The following is a 24,627-nucleotide window of genomic DNA, read 5'->3' on the forward strand; positions in this document are numbered from 1 at the left end:
TTCTCCAAATATACATATCTCGTTAGTTTCATGCTTTGATGTATTTATGAATATTTAAAGTTCGCACGCCTTTTTTCTAAAAATGCATTGACTCCTTCTTTAAAATCATCTGATAAAAAAGAGTTCACAATCATATCGTCTATCTCTTCTGTATTCTCTGTTTCTCCTTGGAGCACGTCAAAAATAATCCTCTTCGAACTTCGCACAGATAATTGAGCATTGTTAGCAATCATTTTTGCATATTCTAGTGTTTCTTTTTCTAACATTTCACTAGAAAAAATATGGTCAATTAATCCAATAGAAAGTGCTTCTTCTGCAGGCAATAACCTTCCTGTAAAGAGAATATCTTTTGCCTTTGATGGTCCTACAAGATCAACTAGATTCTTTGTGCCTGGAGTATTATAAATCAATCCTAATTTAGCAGGGGTAATTCCAAATCTCCCACTACTATCAGCAAATCGAAAATCGCAAGCAATAGCTATTTCACAGCCACCACCTACACAAAATCCTTGAATTTGAGCAATTGTTGGTTTAGAAATATTCATGATAGCCGCCTCTGCAGCAATAATTGCATCATTGTATTTTTTTGCACCTTCAGCAGTTTTACATAAATTTTTAAAATCACTAATATCTGCTCCAGCAGAAAAAGCAGAAGCATCTACACTTCGAAAAATAATTACTTTAACCTCTGAATTCTCCTCACACGCTTTCATGATAGCCGGAACTTTTGTCCACATTTCATAAGAAAGCGCATTTCTCTTGTTAATCCGATTAATAAAAATAGTTGCAATTGCGTTATTAATTTCCAAAAACAAGGAGTCATTATGTGTTTCATTCTTAGTCATTTTTTCACCTCGTCATCTTCATACATCTTTTTTAGCGTTAAAACTAATAAATCTCGAATAAATTCTGGCAAATAATATATTTTTGACTCTGATCTTGAAATTTCTGGTAATAATCTTCCAAATGTGAACATATCTGCTGTTGCAACAGAATAAGTACGTTCTTTTTGCAAGGGTTCTCCATTCCACAATACTCGTTTAATCGATTCATGGTTTCCATAATCAATTGTTTCTATCTCTAATCCTGAAAAGACCATTTTTCCTAGTTTCTTTCCACGAAAACCAAATCCCTTAAGTGCAAATTCTGTAAAAGCACTGGTATAGGACGAACGGATTACTTCCATTAGTTCATCCCCATCAAGCTCTACCACACAGGGATTAATTGGATGTGGACAAATCCGGTGCACATCTTCGTACGATACCGTTCCAGACGGAAATGATTCTAATAATAACCCTGTATTCAGCATCGCACAATCTGCCTTAGTCCATTCCTTTAACGTTTCTGTCAATGACTTAATAATTGGTGTACCCTTTGACCAATCTACTGCCAATGATTCTTCTGTATGAACAACAGGGACAGATAAGATTGTATTTGCTTCTTGCTGTAGAGAAGATAATTTTTCTACCGTTTTTTCATCCTTCGGCAAATGAGCAATATTAATCGCATATGCTTCTTTATTAATTAATTTTTGATTCGTGTGATCCCATGTTAATAAGACATTTCCAACAAATTCACCATTTTTACCCGCTGCGGTTAATAATGTCTCCTCCACCATTTCTCCAGTACGTAATAAATGATGTGTATGTCCCCCAATTATGATATCAATCTCTGAATGATTCATGGCAATTTGTCTATCTTCATTTAATCCTAAATGAGACAGCAAAATGATAATATCAGCATCTTTTTTCACTACAGCTAAATGTCGCTCTAATGTTTCTTGAGGAAAATCCACTTGCCAGCCCAATAACTGATAATAAGCACTATATGGAGCTGTTAAACCTAGAACTGCAATTCGAACTCCATTTTCTGATATTAGCTGTGTAGAAATTTTGAGCCAAGGGGGTTGCTCATCAATCAAATTATGCATATTACTACACACCACTGAAAAATTCGCATCATCATACAAATGGTATAGATCATCATGTGATAAAGTAATTCCCTCATTATTCCCAAGTGTAACTACATCATATTCTGCCGCATTTAATAACTCAACATTTGCCTTTCCCATAAATGCTTCAGCAATCGGGGAAACTCTGTCCATATGATCTCCAATATCAAATAAAAAGCAGGATTCTTTTCGATTAACAATTTTTGTTTTATTTTCCTTGAAAAAATGAACAATACGTGCCCAATGTTCAAAATGGCTATGTAAATCATTTGTATAAAATAAATGGATATTTTCGCGCATACGAATGCTCCTTTAAATCCAGTGTTCTCTACTTCTATCATACGTTAACACAGGAAAAAAATCAGTAATGACAAACATAAAAGAAGAGAAAACATAGGAGCACTCAAAATTTAATCTATTTGATAATGATATATTTCTTTGCAAACTAAAAAGGGCTGGGACAAAAGAGTTTATTACTTAGCTAATTCCGAACATAAATTGCGCAAATATCCATTTCGGAAATATGCTTTGCTTCAGTTAAATATTGTTCGGATTTCAAGCTTAGTTTTTTCTTTTGTCCCAGCCTCAATCTAAATTAGATTTTAAATATTATCGAATGAGAAATTGCCTTTATAAATAGTTGCTTTTCTTTCTGCTCTTCTTGCTACAGTTTCCGCTGTACATGTTGCATCAACTAAAACGATATTTGCAGCATCGCCAACTTTAGGCCATACTTGCTCTCCTAGTTGATTAAGTGGAGTAATTCCTCCAGTAATAAAATAAATAGACTGGCTTAAGGAATACTCATCCTTCCATTGCTTGAGCTGTGCTAACCTTTCCAAACGTTCTAAAATATCACCATTATTAAATGGAGACCATGAATCAAATATATTATCGCAGCAAACTGCCGTGTTGATACCTTGTTCACGTAAATATTCAAGTGGTGGGAATTTACGGTCAATTGGAACACTAGAAATAAAGGTCATTCCCGCCTCTTTTAACAAAGGAATCATCTCATCAAGTGCCGTGCGAGAGATATCACCAATTCCAAACGCATGACTTACCGCAACCTTTCCTTGTAAACCTGCTTCAATCGTTAATTCAGCTAAACGTTTAATCGTGAAAGCTCCTAATTCATTAGGATCATGTATATGTAAATCAATTCCGACATTTCCTTCTACCGCTATGTCAACTAACACTTGTAAAGAAGTTTCAATATCATTATCCACAGTAGCTGGATCGACACTGCCGATATAATCCACACCATGTTTAGTAGATTCTTGAATCAATTCTCTTGTATTTGCTTTTAAAAAACCATGCTGTGCAAAGCCGACAATTTCTGGTTCAATTTTCCCTGAGAATGTTTGGAATGCCTTTTTAATTTCTTCTAAATTCTCTAAACCTACTTCTGGATAGATATCTGCATGTGTACGCACATGTGTAACCCCGTATTTGACAAATCTTCCTAGTAAATTTTCTGCACGTTCCTGTGTAGTCGTTTTTAAAGTAGGCAATGTCGTTTTCTCAATTACTACTCTTTCTAAAATATTTTTAACAGGCTTTACTGCTCTCCATTGGTCCCCAAGCAATGTCTTATCAAGATGACAATGTTTTTCAACAAATGATGGTAGAGCTAAGAGCTGTTTTGCATCCTTCTTCGGTAGCTCATCTGTTAACTGCTCAGAAGCTGGAACAATATCAGTGATTTTTCCGTCCTCAATCAGTAGATGAAAAAATTCCGTATTAGTAGCTGTAATCATATCATTTTCTTTATAATAGCTTGTTTCAAGCCTTGTATTTGTTAACCAATAAGTAGTGTTCATTCATATTCCTCCAATATTTAGTTTTTCTCTAACAACTGCTCCATATGTATATCGCGCTCTTGTCTCGGCAGTGAAAGTTGATGATACACATAATCTTGACTTTCTGTACTGATTTCCGCAAAGTATACTGCATCTATTTTAGTAAAATAAATCGCACTCAAGCACATTGGACATGGCTCTGTGCTTGCATAAATTTCACAGCCTGTAAGATCCGTGGTTTGTAAAGATTGACATGCGTGTATCACAGCTTGTAACTCTGCATGCTGTGATGGATCGTGCGTGCGCTTTACTTGATTAACCCCTCTTCCTACAATAACTCCATCCTTTACTACCACTGCTCCAAAAGGAGATCCATTTTTTGATGTTTCATTATCCTGTGCCAACTTAATTGCTTCCTGCAACCATTTTTCTTTTAACAATAGATTCACTCCTTTAAGCATCGGCAGCTTTCAGTAGCAAAGCAATTTCCGTGTAGCCAAGCTGCTCCGCATGCTGCAATGGAGTTATACCATCTCGATCAGCAATATTAGGATCTGCCCCATGCTTTAATAACACTTCTACTGCTTTTTGATGGCGTACTCCACCATCACCAAGAATTACTGCCTCCATTAATGCAGTCCAATGTAAATTATTAATATGATTGACATCAGAATCTGAATAAGTTAATAATTCTTCAATGACCTCTACATGTGCTCTTTCTGCTGCAGGAATGATAGCAATTCCTCCATATCGATTAGTCAGTTTCGTATTAGCACCAGCCGCTATTGCTAGCTTTACAATTTCTAAATAACCAGCTGCACCTGCATGGAGAAGTACATTATTTCGATATAAGTCTTGAATATTTACATCTGCCCCATGTTGAATTAATATATCTACAATCTTTGGATAATTATAACGTGTAGCTTCTAATACAGCGGTTCTACCTTCTGCATCACGGATGTTCACATCAACATCTTCTTTTAATAAATTTTTCAGATTTTCTATATCACCTGTTCTTGCATACTCAACTAATTGTTGACTCATTGTTCTCTCCTCCCACGCTAGTTCATTTATATTTTAAATACCCTTTTTTCTATGTTAACATGCTAAGCACTTTTAGAAAATAAAATTGTAAGCGTTTTAATTTTGGATAATTACAAAGAGAAAAAATATTTTTTAATCCATATCACCTACAGGCACTAGAGATTAGGAGCTTTCTTTGATTATTTTTTTAAAAAGATAGTTGACAAGTTTCAAAGTCCCATGTAAAGTGAAAACAAATTTAATAATAAAAATTAAATTCTTATCCAGAGAGGTGGAGGGACTGGCCCTTTGAAGCCTCGGCAACAGACTTTTAAAGTACTGTGCCAATTCCAGCAAGCATAATGCCTGAAAGATAAGAAGAGTGATGAAAATAGATAGCAAACCCTCTTCTTATAGTCTAATTAAAGAAGAGGGTTTTTTTATTTGTTTAAGACTCGCAAAAATCTTTTTAAAAGAAAATCATTCACACTCTAGGCATTGCTATATTTCATCTTAATAAAGATGGCAAACTAGATTTTCAAAAATAAAATTTCATATGAAAATCTACGGCGACGACTATTAATAACTGGATCATTAATAGTCAAATAAAACGAAATATTCCAATAAAGATTGAGGTGAATATGAGATGAGTTTGTTAGATAGTTTGAAAGAAAGAATTTTAATTGCTGATGGTGCCATGGGAACAGTCTTATACTCACATGGAGTAAAAACCTGTTTTGAAGAATTAAACTTAACCAGTGCTGAACAAGTTCAACTTGTCCATGAAGCATATATTAACGCTGGAGCAGAAGTAATTCAAACCAATACATATGGTGCAAACTACATTAAGTTAGCTCAGTATGGCTTAGAAGAAAAAGTAAAGAAAATAAATGAAGCAGCTGTAAACCTTGCAAAAAATGCTAGTAAAGGTAAGGCACATATTCTTGGGACGATTGGTGGTATCCACGGTTCACAATTTGAAGAATCCGAAGAAGAGATTAAGCGAAGCTTTAAAGAGCAATTATACAGTTTGTTACTATCTGGAGTAGATGGAATTTTACTAGAAACTTATTATAATTTCGATGAACTGAGCATCGTCTTAGAAATCGCTCGCGAAGAAACAAACCTTCCAATTATCGCAAACGTATCGATGCATGAACCGGGAATTCTTGAAAATGGCTTACATCTAAAAGATGGATTAAAACGTCTAGAAGATATTGGGGCTGACGTGGTTGGTGTCAATTGCCGGCTAGGGCCTGCACAAATGGTAAGCTCTCTTGAATCAGTTCCTTTACTAAAGCATGCGCTATTAGCTGCTTATCCAAATGCAAGCTTGCCTGCTTACCGAGATGGCGTGCTCTATTATGAAAATGAGCCAGACTACTTTGCTACTACTGCAAATGAATTTCGTGAACAAGGAGTAAGACTGATTGGCGGTTGCTGTGGAACTACTCCACAACATATTCAAAAAATGGCGGAAGGGATTAAATCTCGAAAACCAATTACCGAGAAAAAAGTAATTCCAATTGAAGAAATTATCATTAAGCGCCAGAAAAAATCAGATAAAAAAACAATTTCAGAATTGGCAAAAGAAAGAACAACAATCATCGTGGAATTAGATTCACCAAAGCATTTAGATGTTACTGAATATATAGAAGGTGCAAAAGCATTAAAAGAAGCCGGTGCTGATGCAATTACAGTTGCTGATAATTCATTAGCCTCACCTAGAATTAGCAATGTAGCTATCGCTTCTCTCCTGCAAAAAGAAGGAATTAAACCATTAGTACATCTCACTTGTCGTGATCGTAATTTAATCGGATTACAATCCCACGTATTAGGTCTACACACATTAGGAATAGATGAGATGCTTGTTATTACAGGTGACCCGACAAAAATTGGTGACTTCCCTGGAGCAACCTCTGTTTTCGATGTAAATTCCTTCAAATTAATAGAGTTAATCAAAAAAGGAAATGAAGGTATTTCATTCTTAGGAAACTCTTTAAGAGAAGCTACTAACTTCTCCATTGCAGGAGCATTTAACCCAAATGTAGCTAATATTGAAAAAGCAGTACAGCGTATGGAGAGAAAAATAAATAGTGGTGCAGATTACATTCTCACACAGCCTATTTATCATATGGAGAAATTCAAACAATTAAGTGATGCCACGTCCCATATTGATACCCCAATATTTGTTGGTATCATGCCAATCACATCATCTAAGAATGCTGAATTCTTACATCATGAGGTTCCAGGAATTAAGCTTTCTGATGAAATTCGTGAACGGATGAGTAATGTTGCTGGTGATAGAGAAGCTTCTACCAAAAAAAGTATCGCTATTTCCAAAGAATTAATTGATGAAGCATTAAAGTATTTTAATGGAGTTTATTTAATCACCCCTTTCATGCGATATGACATTATCGTTGAATTGATAAATTATATTAATGAAAAAAAATCAAAAACTCAGCAAATTTCTTAAATATTAGGAGGAATTATCATGACAAAAGTAAAAAGTTCTAATCTAGGTTATCCAAGAATCGGTGAATTAAGAGAATGGAAAAGAGCACTTGAAAGCTATTGGAATGGCGATATCGATCAAGCTGAATTATTAAAGCGTACTAAAGATATCCGTATTAACAATTTAAAGAAGCAAAAGGATGCTGGTATTGATCTGATCCCAGTTGGTGAATTCTCACTATATGACCATGTGCTAGATACTTCAGCTACTTTTGGTATTGTACCGAGCCGTTATGATTATGATGGTGGAAAAGTAGACATTGATACATACTATGCGATTGCTCGTGGAGTAGATAATGCGGTTGCTTCAGAAATGACAAAATGGTTTAACACAAATTACCACTATATTCGTCCTGAGCTAAATGATGCCAAACCAGCATTAGTTGAAAACAGAGCTTTAACTGCTTATAAAGAAGCAAAAGAAGAATTAGGAATCGATGGTAAGCCAGTTATCCTTGGGCCAGTTACATATGTAGCTCTATCTAAAGGCTATGACGCAAAAGATTTCCAAGAAATTGTAGATGCATTCACACCTCATTATGTACAAATTCTTAAAGAGTTAGCGGAGGCTGGTGCAAAATGGGTACAAATTGATGAGCCTATTTTCTCTACAAATGCTCCTGTAGAATATGTTGAAGCTGCTGAAAAAGTGTTTGCAGCATTCGCTAAAGAAGTAGCAGGAATTAATATTATCTTCCAAACTTATTTCGAAAAAGTATCTCACTATGAGCGTATTACAAAACTCCCAGTTGCTGGATTCGGACTTGACTTTGTACATGGAGAATCGTTAGATTTATTAAAACAATATGGCTTTCCTCAAGGCAAAGTGCTTGCTGCTGGTGTTATTGATGGACGTAATGTTTGGAGAAATGACTTAAATCAAACTTTAACAGTACTTGATTCTATTAAACAATTTGTGAAAGAAGAAAATTTAATTGTTCAACCATCTAGTTCTTTACTACATGTTCCAGTAACAAAGAACTTAGAGAAAAAATTAGATGCAATTACTTTAGGTGGACTATCCTTTGCTGATCAAAAGCTAAAAGAAATTGCATTATTAACAAAAGGATTAAATGAAGGAAAAGAAACAATCCAAACAGAATTAGATGAAGTTGCTAAAGCACTACAGCTAGTAAAAGAAACACATCGTTCAAATGATAAAGTACATGAAGAAATTAAGAATTTAACAGAAGCTTCTGCTGTTCGTTCTAAACCAGCTAAAGAACGTCTAGCATTACAACAAGAAAAATTCCAATTACCTTTATTACCAACAACAACAATTGGAAGCCTTCCACAAACTCCTGAAGTACGTGGAACAAGAACAAAATGGCGTAAAGGTGAAATTACTGATGCACAATACGAAGCATTTGTTAATTCACAAATTGAACGTTGGATTAAAATCCAAGAAGATATTGATATTGATGTACTTGTTCATGGAGAATTTGAACGTAATGATATGGTTGAGTATTTCGGAGAAAAATTCATTGGATTTACTGTTACAGAATATGGTTGGGTACAATCATACGGTTCTCGTTGCGTGAAGCCACCTCTAATCATTGGAGATGTTGCATGGGAAAAACCAATCACAGTAAAAGAAAGTGTCTATGCACAATCTCTAACTGATCGTTTAGTTAAAGGTATGCTGACAGGACCTGTTACTATCTTAAACTGGTCATTTGTTCATGATGCAACACCTCGATATGAAATTATGAAACAAATCGCTTTAGCACTACAAAAGGAAATTGAAGCACTTGAAGAAAGCGGTATTCAAATTATTCAAGTAGATGAACCAGCTTTACGTGAGGGATTACCATTAGATCAAGCAAAATGGGATGATTATCTAGAGGTTTCCGCTTATTCTTTCCGTTTAGCAACAGCTACTGCGAAGCCTGAAACACAAATTCATACACATATGTGCTACTCTAATTTCGAGGATATTTTCGAATGTATCGATGACTTAGATGCTGACGTTATCTCTATTGAAACATCACGTAGCCATGGAGAGCTTGTTTCTACTTTTGAAGTAAATACGTACAGTAAAGAAATTGGTCTAGGAGTTTATGATATCCATAGCCCACGTGTTCCAGCAGTAGAAGAAATTAAAGGAAATATTGAACGCGCACTTCAAACAATTCCAAGCAACCAATTCTGGGTAAATCCGGATTGTGGTTTAAAAACAAGAAAAGAGCCTGAAACAATTGGCGCACTTAAAGTAATGGTGCAAGCTGCTAAAGATTTAAGAAAAGTAGCTGTTAAATAATACTTATCTAAAAAGCGATGAGCCTTTAGCGATTATGCTAATAAGGCTCATCATTATTTTCATTTCTCTTATTAGAAAAGTAACCCTGAATTTGGTATGCTTCTAATGTATGTTAAATAAGAAAGAAGGGCTTTCATGTTATTAAAAATCATACTTTTCATTTTAATAATATTATGTTTCTTCCTATTTTTTAAAACTATTCGTAAAATTGTTGTATTTTTAGCTTCCATGTATATTGCATTTCTTATAATTCGATTAATTTTCACTCTATTATAGAGCTTTTTTCACTGCAGAAATTAATAAAAACATTGGACGGCGTAGCTCATCCTTCATTTCAGAACTTGCTTGCTGCATTTCTATAGAAGGAATAGATTCAGCTACATTTGTAATCATAAAGCCAGCTTGCATTAACTCATTTAAATAAGTTGAAACTGTTCGATGATACTTGGTCACTTCTTCATTCAAAAACATTGTCTCACGTAAACCTTCTATATGGTAATGGTCTACTGGCCAATGCAAACGTCTTCCCTTATCATCATATATCCAATCCTGTTCTTGTCTTGCTGTAAAAATAGGATGTTCTACTGAAAAGACAAATGTCCCTCCATCTGCTAAATAATGAAATACCTTTTCACAAATCATCTGGAAGGATTTTATATAATGAATAGCTAGCGAACTGATAACTACATCAAAAGCTCCTTCTTCCGCTTGAAAATCCTCCATTGCAGCAACATGATACTTAATTGAATCATCCGTTGTTAGACTTCTTGCTTTTTCTATCATTTTTTCAGAAATATCTACTCCAACAATCTGACTTGCATTTTGCTCTAAGGCATAGAGACAGTGCCAACCGTACCCACAGCCTAAATCAAGCACACGCTTTCCTGATAAATTTGGGATCATTTCTTTTAGTTGATGCCATTCTCCTGCAGCATCAAGACCTTTTATAGAACGTGACATTTTTGCGTATTGATTAAAAAAGTCAATTTGATCATATTTATTCTGTTTCATCTTTTATCCTCACCATTAGTCATTTTTTAGATTTTTAACATAACTTCGTACTTGAATTGCTTCTTCTTCTTGATATGGAATCTGTAAATACTCACTTACCTCTTTAGCCAGTAATTCGAATAAATCCATAGCAGTAAATAACGCACTCCATATCTCCATTATCTCTGCTTTTGGAAATGTATGTAAGAGCTTTTTCCATGTTCTCTGCTCCAAATATTTTTCTATATACTTATAACTCTTTCCTATATTCACAGTAAAATTTGTTTCTATGCCTATCTTCCATGTTAGCATCGTTAATAACATTTCACGAACAAGAGACAAATGATCTAATGCATAAAGTAATTCCTTACGCCATAATCCTTTTGCCACATAGGTAGAGACCCACCAAAATTCATTACAACAATCTGTATAATAATGAATAGATGGCTTCTGTACCCAATAATTTGTATCATGGGCTTCAGGAATTTCAGGCATGATACCATCCTTATCTAACAAAATAATTGTCAATCCATCCTCTATTGCATAGCGTTCCTTTTCCTCCAGTGGAATTAGCATCAAATCAATACGATTACCATCTGCAAACAGCATTAAATAAGAAAAGCGATTCCCTAAAGTTGGCGGAAACATAGACATCGCTTCCGGTGTTTGCATGATAATACGTTCACCAAATACATCCACCCAGCTAAGATCTTTGATAAAGGAAGGTAAATCATTTACTAAGTACACAATATCATAATCCTGTAAATGATCCTTCTCAATATTTTTATTTGTTCGGGAGCCATTCATTGCGACCACTCGCACTCGTTCATCACGAGCAGCTACATCCAATACTAAATTAAGCATTTCTTGTTCTGTTCGCATTTTATCACTCCTAGTCTTATAAATATAACCAATTTAAAATCTGTAACATCTTTTTCTCTGCAAAGGTAATTTGTCTAAAGCGTTTTCTTATGATAAAAGTAGTCTAAGTTTATATTACAAACATACTACTTTGTTAAAGAACACAATTACTTCAAGATGGTCTAAATAAATAGGGTGAGGTGTAGTGTATGGAAAGGAATATTCGTCTATCTGAAAAATTTTTAGCTTTGGGATATATTTTTATATTAATATTTATGATTGTACAGGATTTGGTTCCCTTAGGGCCATTAAATGATCTGGAGGGTATTGCTGCAGTAGAGCCATTTAATGAAATAATCATTGTAACTCTTATTGGTGTAGTCCAAATTTTGCTTATACTGGGAGGCATTTTATTTTTTATAGGAAAGAGATACCCCTTTCTCATAAAGATTTGGTTAATTATTCATCCATCTTGTATTTTATTAGGAGCAATTATATCATGGTGGATTCCTTATTTATTTGGGATTGGAGCCGAAGAAAAGATAGAACGATATAATATTATGTTTGGAGATACTCACGCTTTCTTGCCTGTCATGAACGGAATAGTGCCAAATACGCTTCATACCATTTTTCATTTGATGCTACTAATCTGTATTTGTTTAACCAGATATATATTTTTCACCAATAATAAAGATAAGATCCATAGATAAAACTCATATTCTTCAATATTGATTGTGGAATAACACAGACAAAAAAACAATTCTATTTTATAAAAAATGATTAGATAAGCTGTTTATTACTTATCTAATCATTTCACTTTGAATTTAAATTAAAAAGTAATATTGTCCCTCATTATCTTTTTGTAATTGAATCTGTAGACTCGATATCTGTTTCAAATAACTTTTACAATGTTCTATTTGTTGGTCATTCAATAATTGGGGTTGCCAAAATGTTTTGAGATTATCTGTAAATATCGGATATATTTGATGAACAACTTTTTCAGTTTCCAAATTTAAGCGCAATATGAATCCATAAGCAGGTACAAAACGCTTTTGATATTCCCCATTACTATTAAATACACCATTCCCTATACTATAGAAGATTGTTCCATGTTTATACTTTTCTATTTCTTGAATTGTATGAGCACCATGCCCCACAATTAAATCTACTCCCGCATCGACATAGCGTTGTGCATATTGACGTTGCAAAGGCCGTACTTGTTGAAAATCTACTCCCCAATGCGCAATTAATATAATATGACTTTCGGGATACATTCTTCTTTCTTCCTCAATCGCATCAAGCAATCCCCCACTTAAACAAGAAACTCCCTCGGAATCCCCTACTGCATAAAAATCATAATGGCGGTACATTCTATGACGATACCAATAACCATTAAAAATGGCAATCCGACGTTTCTTTGTTTCAATGATATATTTTTGCTCAGCTTCAGTTTGAGATTTTCCAGCCCCCATCGTATCTATCCCATACTTTTCAAACATAGTTAATGTCATCTGCAAGCCTTGTTTTCCACAGTCCATTGCATGATTATTTGCTAATGTAGCAAGATGAAAGTTTTCTTCTTTTAATGCTTCAACCGTTTCTTTTGGATCTGCATGTAACACAAAAGGTTTAGCCTGCTTTAACTTATCATTTGAATCCATGGATAAGGCACCTTCAAAATTACAAATATTAAGATTTGATTCAGGAAATAAGTTCCTAATTCCATCAAAAGAATAATTTCTACCCTTTGTAGACAATGCATCTTTTTTTCCTTGCCTTTGTCTAATCTTTGTATAGAACTCTCCAAAATAAGTGTCACCTAAAAAATTAATTGTTAATTGTTCTGATTTCACTTCTCTTTTCTTTATGCTTACAGATTTCTTTGGTTTACTTACATGCAATATTGATTTTGCTAATAGGCTGTCTCTTTCAAAAGCATCCATACAACCATAACAAACTGTAATATACTGTTTCCCGTTTATTTTTGAAAAGGCAATTGCCATAGAATCTAAATATCCAAAAAATATTCCATGTGTTATTAATCCTTCTTGAAATAAATTAGTTTTTGTCTCATAAAATTTATCTTTGAATATAAAAGATGTCCTTGCTAACTGATCAAATTGAGATGGATATAAACCGAGTAGCCATTTTCCTGCGTGGAACATATCTCTTAGTGTTGTCTTTTGAGCTAAATTACTAATCCTTCTACCAGTAATGTTTTTTATTGCTTCACTCGATACTTCTGCTTTAAAAGAGTGCTTTTTAATTATGTTCATCGTTTTCTTATTACTTCCAATTACTTGGTTTGCTAGCATAATAAGTGCATTTGGAGAAGAGTTAACAATTCCAGCTTCTAATAAATTTAGCAAAGTAACCTTGTCTTCTTTATAAATAGGAATACTGTTTAAAGACTTTATTTCTTTTAATGCTTGTCGACCTGGAGTATACATATTTGCTAAAGAAAGCTTTTTAGCAAATACTAAATTTAAAACATGCTCTAATAGAAAAATATGGCCTAAACCTTGATTATGATATCCATGTATATCCCCAAATTGATAAGCTACTTCTCCAGTACTAGCTTCAAAAGTAGCTACAGCTTTCCCCGTAGCATATGGGTGCTTCGTCAAATATTTTGGTGGAATTTGTGAATTTTCTAAGCTTGTCATTAAATATTCCGCAGCTTCACTAAAATCACTCATTCGAGGGGAACCTTTTAAAAGTATTACATCATCTTCCTCTATTCGATTTACTACTTGGCTCATCATTTCTTTCGCGTTTTCGAAATATCCTCCGATCTTATCCTCAGGTAGTTCTTTTAAAAAAAATTTAGTTTCTGGTCCATGTGCAAAGACAAGATCAAATTTTGCATCGATAATTTCCTTTGCTAGTACATGATGTTGACGATAAGCCTCTTCCTCAGAAAGGTTCTCTACCCTCCCTAACACAGCAATCTTTTTCCCCTTATAAAATTTGGCTTGATGTTTAAAAGCACGAATTACTTCAATCATAGCAATCCCCGTTGCATTCCAACTATCGTTTAAGAAAGTAAATGATGTACCATCTTTCTTTTGCAATGTTTCAAATTGAAGCACGTTATTTACCGGTTTATATAAAGCAACCGACGGTAGAATAGACTGTAAATCTACATCACATAATTTTAAAATTGTTAATACACCAATAATATTTGAAATCATTCCATTTGTAAGAAGCGATGTTTCGAAGCTTACTTCTTCCCCTAAAATTTTTGCATTTACAGTTACTAGACCATGATGATGTTGAACAGACAATAGGCTGCTATCTGCATTTTCTTCAAGTGAATAAGTAATAATATGATTCGTATATTGCAGAACATTCTTATGAACAGTATCATAATGAAGCATATCTTTATTAAGAACGACTATTCCTTCTTTAGACATCCCCTCACAAATCTTTGTTTTTAGTATGGCTGTATCCATTGCTGACTTTTGTTGTCCTCCATCAATAGAAGTAATAATTGCAATATCTGGTGGAAAATGTTTCATAATCCCATGTGGTTTTGTCCAGAGACCAGAAATAGCACTTTCAATAATTAAATAATCTGGCTTTGTGATGGAACACGCTACCGTCAAAGGTACCCCTGTTCGAGTGTTATGATTTCCACGTGTTGCTACTACTTGATCTTTATGCTTTTCTAATAAATATTTCAGCATGTTTTTCACTGTAGATTTTCCGGCAGTTCCTGTAACTCCTATCGTTTTTCCAAGGAATTGCTGGAAAGCATAACTCCCTAAGATTCCAATTGCTTCATAAGTATTTTCAACTATAAATTGGGGAATACTTAGATCTTCTACTGGGCGCTGTGTAATTACACCACTAAGCTTCTTTTCTATACTAGGCAGAAGTTGATGGGTATCTTTCCATCCAGCATAGTAGTTCTTATTTTTAGAGCCTTTATGCCATGTATCGGAATCCATTGCAATGAAAAGAACCCTCTTATCCTTTTCCATTTTCACTTGTCCATGCGCAATGCATACATTATCAGCTTGCCAATTATTTTGAGGAGCCCTATACCAATAACCTTGGAGAAGTGTTTCAATTGTCTGTTTGTCGTAGTAATTTTTCATATTACACCTCTAAGTTTTAATTATTCTGACCACTAAATCGGTTAAAACTTCATCAGCTATCTTATTGATTAATTTTTTTAAATATTATTATCTAAATGAGGTTGAGACAAGTGTATCGTATAGAAGCCAAACAAAATGCTGATAGAACGTGGTAAATATACATAGCTCCTGCAGAAAAACGAAGTATAAAGACCCGCAGACAAAAGGGCCTTCTTTTTTCGAGGCTGAGGTTAAACCCACGGAAAGCGGAGTATATTTATGAAGTGGCTATCCCACATAAATGATATTTTTAATTTGCGAGATAAAAACCACTTTTGTCTCAGCCTCTGTCATTCCCACTATTTACGCATTATTTAGTCCATCTAATCTCTAATTACAGAGAAGTTATTCGTATGTTTAAAAAACTTTTCTCTTTCTTTAAAGAATCCTTCTCTTGCTATACTTCTAATAAATAAGGAATTTTTTGTTCCTGCTCATCTAAATCAGGAATTCGATATAGTAAATATTGAATATAACCAGATAAATTATGTTCTACATCATCAATTCTTACACGGAAGGAATGGTGCCTAATAAAGAATCCATCTAATACTAGCTCTGGAACTTTGAAATACATTGCCAATTCCGGATACATAAATCCAACTCTTTGATATTCCGCACGTTTATCAATTGTTTTATTTAAAAATGATTCATTAAAGCCATCTAATAAATATCCCTTGTCCATTTGTTTAATTTTCTTAACCATTTTATATGCTGCCATCGTTAACTCTAAAAATGTAGGGAATGTTGTATTTCGATGATAGATAAACTCTAGTCTCTCACTGCAATTTTTTAAACCAAATTGAAAATATTTATCTTCTGGAACATGGTCTGTTAACTCATTCACTGCATAGCTTAGCCAATGATCATGATATTTCCAATAATCCTCTGCAATAAATATCTCAAAATAATCCTTCACTGCTTCTAACCATTTCTCATCACGATCAATCTGGTACAGTCGAAGCAAAGCAAATATAGCTTCGCCTTCATAATAAATGATTCTAAATTTTTCCTTCGTTTCAAACTCTGGATATTTTAGAACATGGTAGAAATGATTATCATTAGGATCTTTCATTGATAGTATTCCGTTAGCAAGATGTTTTGCATATACCATGTAGCTATCATCATTTGATACTGTCGTATATTTTGTAATCGCTAAAATGGCTGTAGCATTTGAACCTAACTTAATTTCATGATCATTTGCCTGATCTACAATATAAGCTGTTTGCCTATCCTTATAAATAAGCGAAAAATCAATTAAATATTTTAGACTTTTACTCGCCGCATCAAGAATCTTCTTATCTTTTATTACTTCATAGCCTTCAAGCATGGAATACAATGAACTAGCATGACGAAGTATATTATAGGTACCAATATTTTTTGCAAATGCAGAGAAGTACCCATAATTAAATTTCCCAGAAAATTGTACTTGTCTTTTTAAATAATAAGTAGATTTCTTAATGATTCTTTCAATTTCGCGTTTCAAATTTGGAATTTTACGGATTCCATTTGTTAATTCTCCGCTGTACAGCTCTATCCATTTACGATCTTCAAGCATATTAAAGAAAAATCCATACGTATTAAATAAATAAAAAGGTCTTCTAGATAACAAACGCAAATTAAAATTAAAAATTTTATAACGATTAATTTTTAAATAATGACGAATATTCGTTTCATCAATAGCAAGTTTACCCTGTTTAGATTCGCGAATAAATGCATTTCCATTTATCTCTTGTTCCAAAAAGGATAAGGAAAAATCTTCATTGAAGGAAATACCATAACGAAAGTAGTTTTTCTTATATTGAAGTATCATTTTTTCCAGATCTTTATATGAGATTTGCTTGATATCATGCACAAAATCTATTTTAATCGAGGATAAATTAGGTTGGTTTTTCCTCACCCATTTTTGAACTTGCTCTAATACTTTTTGAACTGCTTGTTGAAAGGAATGATTAGAAGACTGACGGAATACCTTAGCGCGTTGATTTAGTTGTCCAATAGAAATAAATACAATTGCTTTCTTTCTACCTTTAATTTCTGGCACAGGGATTGTACTCATCCATTCTAATTGCTTTTTCGTCAAAAATCTTTCTATTGCTGTGTTGAATTGTTGTAAGTTGGTTAATTCTGACATGGTCCCAAACTCCTTTCATCATATGTAAAGTAAATTTCTAAGTAGCTTATTTAAATAATTATAATTTGTATGAAACTAGAAAAATATTATACTTTTCTATTGTTTAAAATAAGCCTATATTGAGATCTCAATATAGGCTTATTTTTCAACTCATTATTACTTCTCTTCTGAACGGCGGCGTTTAAAGAGCAATCCACCTAATCCAGCAAACAATGCTACTAATCCTGCTAATGCATTGTTAAACATATTTGTAGATGTTTCTGGTAATTTCTCACCATCACCCTTAGTACCATCTTTATCCTTATCACTACCTGCACCGTTATCACTATCGGAATCCGAGTCATTGTCTGAGTCGGCATCCGCATCGGCGTCAGCATCTGCATCTGCATCGGCGTCAGCATCCGCATCTGCATCGGCGTCAGCATCCGCATCGGCGTCAGCATCCGCATCAGCATCGGCGTCCGCATCAGCATCCGCATCGGCGTCAGCATCAGCATCCGCATCAGCGTCAGCATCTGCATCCGCATCGGCGTCAGCATCTGCATCAGCATCAGCGTCAGCATCAGCGTCGGCATCAGCGTCGGCATCCGCATCTGCGTCGGCATCCGCATCTGCGTCGGCATCCGCATCGGCGTCGGCATCCGCATCAGCGTCGGCATCTGCGTCGGCATCCGCATCGGCGTCGGCATCCGCATCAGCGTCGGCATCCGCATCCGCATCAGCGTCAGCATCGGCGTCAGCATCGGCGTCAGCATCTGCATCAGCGTCAGCATCTGCATCAGCGTCGGCATCCGCATCGGCGTCGGCATCCGCATCGGCATCAGCGTCAGCATCCGCATCCGCATCGGCGTCGGCATCCGCATCGGCGTCAGCGTCGGCATCCGCATCAGCGTCAGCATCGGCATCAGCGTCGGCATCCGCATCAGCGTCGGCATCCGCATCAGCGTCGGCATCCGCATCGGCATCAGCGTCAGCATCCGCATCAGCGTCGGCATCCGCATCGGCGTCGGCATCCGCATCGGCGTCAGCGTCGGCATCCGCATCGGCGTCAGCATCTGCATCAGCATCCGCATCGGCGTCAGCATCTGCATCAGCGTCGGCATCCGCATCGGCATCAGCGTCAGCATCCGCATCAGCGTCGGCATCCGCATCGGCATCAGCGTCGGCATCCGCATCGGCGTCAGCATCCGCATCAGCGTCGGCATCCGCATCGGCGTCAGCGTCGGCATCCGCATCGGCGTCAGCATCTGCATCAGCGTCGGCATCTGCATCCGCATCGGCGTCAGCATCTGCATCAGCGTCGGCATCTGCATCAGCGTCGGCATCCGCATCGGCGTCAGCGTCGGCATCTGCATCAGCGTCGGCATCCGCATCGGCGTCAGCATCCGCATCGGCGTCAGCATCTGCATCCGCATCCGCATCGGCGTCAGCATCTGCATCAGCGTCGGCATCCGCATCGGCATCCGCATCAGCGTCCGCATCAGCGTCGGCATCCGCATCGGCGTCAGCGTCGGCATCCGCATCGGCATCCGCATCAGCGTCGGCATCCGCATCAGCGTCGGCATCCGCATCAGCGTCGGCATCCGCATCGGCATCAGCGTCAGCATCCGCATCAGCGTCGGCATCCGCATCGGCATCCGCATCGGCGTCAGCGTCGGCATCCGCATCGGCGTCAGCATCCGCATCAGCGTCGGCATCCGCATCGGCGTCAGCATCTGCATCAGCGTCGGCATCTGCATCCGCATCGGCGTCAGCATCTGCATCAGCGTCGGCATCTGCATCAGCGTCGGCATCTGCGTCGGCATCCGCATCGGCGTCAGCGTCGGCATCTGCATCAGCGTCGGCATCCGCATCGGCGTCAGCATCAGTATCGTCACAATCTACAACTACTGCGACCGTATCCGAATCCTGAATGCTAGATAGCAATTCTATATCAATCACATTTGTAGCTACAATCGCACCTTTAACATCAACATTAACTGTCTCTTCTCCACCAACTAAACAAATTGGGGCATTTACTCGTACTTGTGGTACTGTCACATTAAATTGACCTAATGCTTGTATTTTTCCAACATAATTTGCTAAATCAAGTGAACCTTGGCCAATTTCCTCAATTAAATCTGTAGCAGCTTGTCCTAAATCAGTAACCGCACCTAATGTGTTATTAATTGCAGTATTTAAGCCACCAATAATTAAACCAACACCTGGAATATTTTCTGCACCAGGTAAAATTTGAATCTCAACTGCGCTTGCCGCGTCAACAACATTTTGTAATGTTTCTATAATGATATTCTCGATTGAAACACGTAGGTTCTCACCTAACCCACTAGAGAAATCTACTGAAAATGCGCCATTACCCTCATCTACAATTGCTACATCTGCATCATATTGTAAAACCCCAGCAATTGCCTCATCTAAATTATTCAAAGCATCTACTGCTTGGCTTAATTCACTTATCCCATTTATTGTTAAGAGACTTTCTGGAATAATAGATGATTGTAAACGATCAACTGTCTCTAATACTTGACTTACAACACCTGTTGCTGTTCCAGTGATTCCTTGTAACAATGCTTGTACAGTCGGTAAATCATCCATTGTGAATGCCGTTAAATCTACCTTTACATTCGCAGTACCACTCGCGTCAATTGTGATTTGATCGCGGAGTTCAGCTGGAATTGAATCTAAATCTACTTGGAAAACTGCTTTTCTCTCAGGCCCTAATACTTCTAAATTCGCAAGTGCTTGACCATTAATATTCAGCGAGAATGTATTGTCTTCAGGTGCTCCAAATGAAGTTGCTGTAACATCTGTGCTTTGTAATAAATTAACCTCGGCTAGTGTCGCTGCATCTACCGTATGTTGACTAAAGCTTATTGTCTCTCCTATATGTACTGAAACTGGAGAAAGCACTAAGGTTGCCGCTACAAACGCTGGTGCTATTGCTTTAAGCTTAATCTTCCTTTTAACATCTAATCTTTTCTTAAAATCAATCTGTGAAGATTTTTTCAAAAGTATTTCCTCCTATCCTATTATTATAAATTTCGAAATATTATTTTACTTTTACAATATTACGTCTATTAACTAAACCCTTTCTAAACTATTACTGAACTATTACTGAACTATTTCTGAAATAATTATAGAAAATCCTATTATTACGCTGTTTCAATAACTACTAACCTTTCATAATTATGTTGATATTTGTTTTTTTTTAACAAATTATGCGATAATAAACATGTAACAATAAATTAAGGATTTTGTAAGGTTGAAACACTCGCAGCTAATCATACTCATAATTCCTATTACATTCCCAATAAAATTCACACAAAGGAGAAGAGTTTAATGAAAATTGTCTTTGTAAGTTATGAAGATTATCGTTCAGAGGATTCTTTTCTCGAAGAATTGACTGAATTGTTAAACCAAAACAAGCAATTGAGGACACCAACAATATTGCACTTTAATGAAGCTTCAAAGGCATATCATTATATTGTTCAAAATGAGGTGTCTCTTATATTCATTGATATTGACTCGCAAACTTCTTCTCATTTTGAGTTTGCAAAACAAATCAAACAGACATGTGCATTGGCTTATGTTGTATTTATTTCTAAAACTCCTGATCATGCAGTGGAAGCTTTTAATATAAATATTATTGATTATTTACTTAAACCTGTGAAAAAAGAGCGTTTATACCAAACCTTAAGTAAATGTGAAATAATTCAACAGAATATAAAACGTATTTCACTTTTTAAAGATATTGTTTTTTATAAAAATGAGCTTCCATTAGAAATTAGTTGGAGAACAGCAAAGGCCAAGGAAATATTCACTTTTCTTTTATTGCGACAAAATGAGGAAATAAAAAAAGATTATCTTATTGATAACTTTTTTAGCGATTTAGATATGAAGAATGCATTTGATTTACTTTATACTACAATTCATCAGATTCGAAAGCTTTTGAAACAAATAGAGTTTGATATCTCTATCATCTCTAAAAATAATGCCTATAAACTGGTTATGAATGAAATAGTTCTTGATATTAATGAATGGGATAGAATAATTAATGAACCCTACACGTATTCAAATTGGTCCAAGTTGCTAGATCTATATAAGGGTCCTTTATTAGAAAATGAAGGTTATCTATGGGCAAAACCGGAACAGATTAATTACCACCTACAGTGGAAAAACGTCTTAGAAACACTGACTGAACACTTGATTAACACCAAGCAGTACCATCGTGCCTTAGCATTGAATTATAAAGCAAAATCAATCTCAAGCTTTGATGAAGAAATCTATTTCTCTATTATAAAATTATTAGATTTACTAAATTATGATAACTTAGTTAAAGAAGAATTTATAAATTTACAAACTATGATGAAAAAAGAATACGATAGCGAACCGAATGCTGAAATTATACAATGGATTCAATCTAGAAATTAGCACTCATACATATTGTTTATGGCAAACTAAATATGTAGGGAATGGCAGTTAATTTGTGTAGGGCCCGGAGGGCCCTACACAAATTAAAAAAGCCACTTGTCAACTTCTCAAAATAACTTTAAACTCCTCGTTGGACCAACAACGTTTAACAGGAGGCTATTAGGAGATGTTAGCAGTGGCACAAATTGATTATATCAGACATGAAGTGAATCAAAAAGGTGGAACTTATTCCAGTGTGGCAAGAAAGATGGAGCTGGATCCTCGTACAGTTTCTAAGTATGCGAATCAAGAAGAGTTTCCAGTAAAAAAACCACAGAAAAGAAGCTCTAGAGTGATGGATCCAGTGAAGCCTATTTTAGATAAGTGGATTCGAGAAGACTTAAAAAAGAAAAAGAAGAATCATAGAACTGCCAAAAGAATGTACGAGCAGTTAGTTAAGTTTCATAGCTTCGAAGGTTCTGCACGTACAGTTCGTGACTATGTTTCAAGAAGGAAGAAAGAGCTAAAAGAATATATAGAAGGAGCTTCATTACCTCTTGAATCCATACCAGGAACAGCACAAGTTGATTTTGGTACAGCACCCTTCTTATATGAATCAGAGATAATAGACCTACCGTATTTAGTGATGTCATTTCCGTACAGTAATTCATTCCTGTTTCAGGTATTTCCTTCGGAAAACACTGAGTGTTTACTAGAGGGTCTACAACGTATGTTTCACTATATGGGTGGTGTGCCGACAACGATACGATTCGATAACTTATCCCCCGCTGTGAAAAAGATAAAAGGTAAGGGTGAACGTGAACTCACTGATACATTTGAACGTTTTGTCTTACACTATGGGTTCAGTTACGAATTTTGTAATCCTGGGAAGGGGAATGAAAAAGGACACGTTGAAGCAATGGTGAAATATGTTCGAAATAACTTCTTATTACCCGAGTGCACCATAGTGGATCTCGACCAATTTAATGAAACACTTTGGCAATGCGCAGAGGAAGACCGAAATCGTCCACACTACTTAAAAGAAACGCTTCAATCAGAGTTATATAAGGAAGACAAAAAGGAATGGCTTATCCTTCCTGAGAAGAAGTTTGAATGTGTGCGTTATCAGGAAGTGAAGGCAGATAAATACGGGATTATAAACATCGATAACAAGGAATATTCAACGTCGCCTAGATTTGCCAAGCAGCGCATAAATATTTGTGTAACCTATAACTCTATTATTGTATTGAACGAAGAACGTCAGGTTATTGTAAAGCATTCTCGTTTATATGGAGTAAAAAGAAGGTCGATGAACTGGCAACCATATTTACACTTACTATCAAAACGTCCAAAGGCAATTAAATATTCTAGTTTATATGACCAATTTCCCCTTGAATGGTCCAACTTTTTAAGAGATTGTACAGAAGAAGAGCAGAAAGAAGTTTTACGTCTTTTAGCTACGCTCTTAAAAAATGATGATTTTACTTTATTGAATGAGGCATTAGAGTTAGCTTCTTCACATGGTCATCCTAGTGCGGATCAAATCAAGCATTGTTTCTATTCTCTACTAAATCAAGGTACATCTTATGAGGCGATTACTCCTCGTCTTAATGTTCCAACAGTACCTAGCGCAACTCGTGGGCTTTCTCATTACGATGCTTTCTTTCAAGGGGGTACGAGTGAATGAACGAGCAAATACAAGCCTACGCAAAGCGACTAAAGTTAAGTTGGATTAGAGAGAATTTTAATCAAATAGAAGCAGAAACAAATGAAGAGTACCTATTAAAGCTTTTTGAAAAGGAAGTCCAAAATCGAGAAGAAAGAAAAGTTAATTTATTACTAAGTCAAGCTCAGCTACCGAAGACAGGTTCTACTCCTTTCCAATGGGAACATATACAAATTCCACAAGGAATTGAACGTACAGCTGTCATTAATGGTGACTTTATTAAGGAGAGGGAAAACCTTATTTTATACGGTGGTGTCGGTACAGGAAAGACTTATTTGGCAACATTACTATCCTTAAATGCCATACATAGATTTGGCAGCCAGGTAAAGTTCTATACAGTGGCAGGCTTGGTTAATAAACTAATTGAAGCAAACCAGAAAAACACTCTACCAAAGCTGATGAAACAAATCGAAAAGCTAGACCTTTTAATACTTGATGAGCTCGGCTATATTCCGTTAAACAAAGAAGGAGCAGAGCTTTTATTTCAAGTGATTTCTATGTGTTATGAAAACCGAAGTATAGTGATTACAACCAATCTTCAATTCGGTCAATGGAATCATGTTTTTGGCGACCCGATTCTAACAGAAGCTGTCATTGACCGCCTGATTCACCATTCTCATTTACTTGTTTTTAAAGGAGATAGTTTTCGTTATAAAGAGTCTTTATTGCATCAATAATTTGAAGTGACAAGTGGCATGCATATTTAAATGCCATTTGGTACATTTTTTAATTGCCAAATACATACATATACCATTGTTTTAAATTCAAAACTCCCTCTAATCCAGAAGCTGATTGCTTCTCTATATTAGAGGGAGTT

At 35.9% G+C, this 24,627-nt stretch carries 16 protein-coding genes and 1 riboswitch; of the genes, 6 read left to right on the top strand and 10 right to left on the bottom strand.

Going from position 1 to position 24,627, the window contains the following annotated elements:
• Positions 1–44: 44 nt before the first annotated feature.
• The 5 genes from AB4Y30_RS12050 to AB4Y30_RS12070 form a co-directional block, all read right to left on the bottom strand.
• On the bottom strand, positions 45–845 hold the full coding sequence (locus AB4Y30_RS12050) for an enoyl-CoA hydratase-related protein (RefSeq protein WP_368652479.1): 801 nt from the start codon (positions 843–845) through the stop codon (positions 45–47).
• Positions 842–2,251 carry a bifunctional UDP-sugar hydrolase/5'-nucleotidase gene (locus tag AB4Y30_RS12055; protein ID WP_368652480.1) on the bottom strand — a complete coding sequence of 470 codons (1,410 nt, stop codon included), beginning with the start codon at positions 2,249–2,251 and terminating at the stop codon, positions 842–844. The genes AB4Y30_RS12050 and AB4Y30_RS12055 overlap by 4 nt, the downstream gene beginning before the upstream one ends.
• A 302-nt stretch (positions 2,252–2,553) precedes the next feature.
• Positions 2,554–3,774, bottom strand: coding sequence for an amidohydrolase (locus AB4Y30_RS12060; protein WP_368652481.1), 1,221 nt, complete (start codon positions 3,772–3,774; stop codon positions 2,554–2,556).
• A 17-nt stretch (positions 3,775–3,791) separates the two neighbouring features.
• Positions 3,792–4,193 carry a nucleoside deaminase gene (locus tag AB4Y30_RS12065; RefSeq protein WP_368652482.1) on the bottom strand — a complete coding sequence of 134 codons (402 nt, stop codon included), beginning with the start codon at positions 4,191–4,193 and terminating at the stop codon, positions 3,792–3,794.
• 13 nt (positions 4,194–4,206) lie between these two features.
• Complete coding sequence (locus AB4Y30_RS12070) at positions 4,207–4,797, bottom strand: ankyrin repeat domain-containing protein (protein ID WP_368652483.1); 591 nt, start codon at positions 4,795–4,797, stop codon at positions 4,207–4,209.
• 256 nt (positions 4,798–5,053) lie between these two features.
• Positions 5,054–5,156: riboswitch (SAM riboswitch) on the top strand.
• A gap of 266 nt (positions 5,157–5,422) precedes the next feature.
• Between AB4Y30_RS12070 and AB4Y30_RS12075 the strand changes: the two genes are divergently transcribed.
• Complete coding sequence (locus tag AB4Y30_RS12075) at positions 5,423–7,252, top strand: bifunctional homocysteine S-methyltransferase/methylenetetrahydrofolate reductase (RefSeq protein ID WP_368652484.1); 1,830 nt, start codon at positions 5,423–5,425, stop codon at positions 7,250–7,252.
• An 18-nt stretch (positions 7,253–7,270) separates the two neighbouring features.
• The gene (metE, locus tag AB4Y30_RS12080; RefSeq protein ID WP_368652485.1) at positions 7,271–9,550 is read left to right on the top strand and encodes a 5-methyltetrahydropteroyltriglutamate--homocysteine S-methyltransferase; all 2,280 of its coding nucleotides are present in this window, start codon (positions 7,271–7,273) and stop codon (positions 9,548–9,550) included.
• A 270-nt stretch (positions 9,551–9,820) separates the two neighbouring features.
• Here the strand turns inward: metE and AB4Y30_RS12085 are convergent, their stop codons facing one another.
• Positions 9,821–10,561, bottom strand: coding sequence for a class I SAM-dependent methyltransferase (locus AB4Y30_RS12085; RefSeq protein ID WP_368652486.1), 741 nt, complete (start codon positions 10,559–10,561; stop codon positions 9,821–9,823).
• A 15-nt stretch (positions 10,562–10,576) separates the two neighbouring features.
• Positions 10,577–11,422, bottom strand: coding sequence for an aminoglycoside 6-adenylyltransferase (locus AB4Y30_RS12090; RefSeq protein WP_368652487.1), 846 nt, complete (start codon positions 11,420–11,422; stop codon positions 10,577–10,579).
• 188 nt (positions 11,423–11,610) lie between these two features.
• Between AB4Y30_RS12090 and AB4Y30_RS12095 the strand changes: the two genes are divergently transcribed.
• The gene (locus tag AB4Y30_RS12095) at positions 11,611–12,111 is read left to right on the top strand and encodes a hypothetical protein (protein ID WP_368652488.1); all 501 of its coding nucleotides are present in this window, start codon (positions 11,611–11,613) and stop codon (positions 12,109–12,111) included.
• 114 nt (positions 12,112–12,225) lie between these two features.
• Here AB4Y30_RS12095 and AB4Y30_RS12100 read toward each other — a convergent pair whose 3' ends face one another.
• The 3 genes from AB4Y30_RS12100 to AB4Y30_RS12110 all read right to left on the bottom strand — a co-directional run bounded on the left by AB4Y30_RS12100 (position 12,226) and on the right by AB4Y30_RS12110 (position 20,683).
• Positions 12,226–15,504 (bottom strand): CapA family protein, encoded by a 3,279-nt coding sequence (locus AB4Y30_RS12100; protein ID WP_368652489.1) that lies wholly within the window; start codon positions 15,502–15,504, stop codon positions 12,226–12,228.
• Positions 15,505–15,940: 436 nt separating this feature from the next.
• Positions 15,941–17,674, bottom strand: coding sequence for a hypothetical protein (locus tag AB4Y30_RS12105; protein WP_368652490.1), 1,734 nt, complete (start codon positions 17,672–17,674; stop codon positions 15,941–15,943).
• Positions 17,675–17,830: 156 nt separating this feature from the next.
• Entirely contained in the window at positions 17,831–20,683 is a 2,853-nt protein-coding gene (locus AB4Y30_RS12110; RefSeq protein WP_368652491.1) for an adhesive domain-containing protein, read from the bottom strand.
• Positions 20,684–21,013: 330 nt separating this feature from the next.
• Between AB4Y30_RS12110 and AB4Y30_RS12115 the strand changes: the two genes are divergently transcribed.
• From AB4Y30_RS12115 to istB, 3 genes are all read left to right on the top strand, one after another.
• Positions 21,014–22,105 (top strand): response regulator, encoded by a 1,092-nt coding sequence (locus AB4Y30_RS12115; protein WP_368652492.1) that lies wholly within the window; start codon positions 21,014–21,016, stop codon positions 22,103–22,105.
• 166 nt (positions 22,106–22,271) lie between these two features.
• On the top strand, positions 22,272–23,771 hold the full coding sequence (gene istA / locus AB4Y30_RS12120) for an IS21 family transposase (protein ID WP_368652493.1): 1,500 nt from the start codon (positions 22,272–22,274) through the stop codon (positions 23,769–23,771).
• Positions 23,768–24,487 (top strand): IS21-like element helper ATPase IstB, encoded by a 720-nt coding sequence (gene istB, locus AB4Y30_RS12125; RefSeq protein WP_003320558.1) that lies wholly within the window; start codon positions 23,768–23,770, stop codon positions 24,485–24,487. The genes istA and istB overlap by 4 nt, the downstream gene beginning before the upstream one ends.
• Positions 24,488–24,627: the final 140 nt, after the last annotated feature.

Source organism: Ornithinibacillus sp. 4-3, assembly GCF_040958695.1.
In the GTDB taxonomy this organism is placed as follows: domain Bacteria; phylum Bacillota; class Bacilli; order Bacillales; family Amphibacillaceae; genus CALAMD01.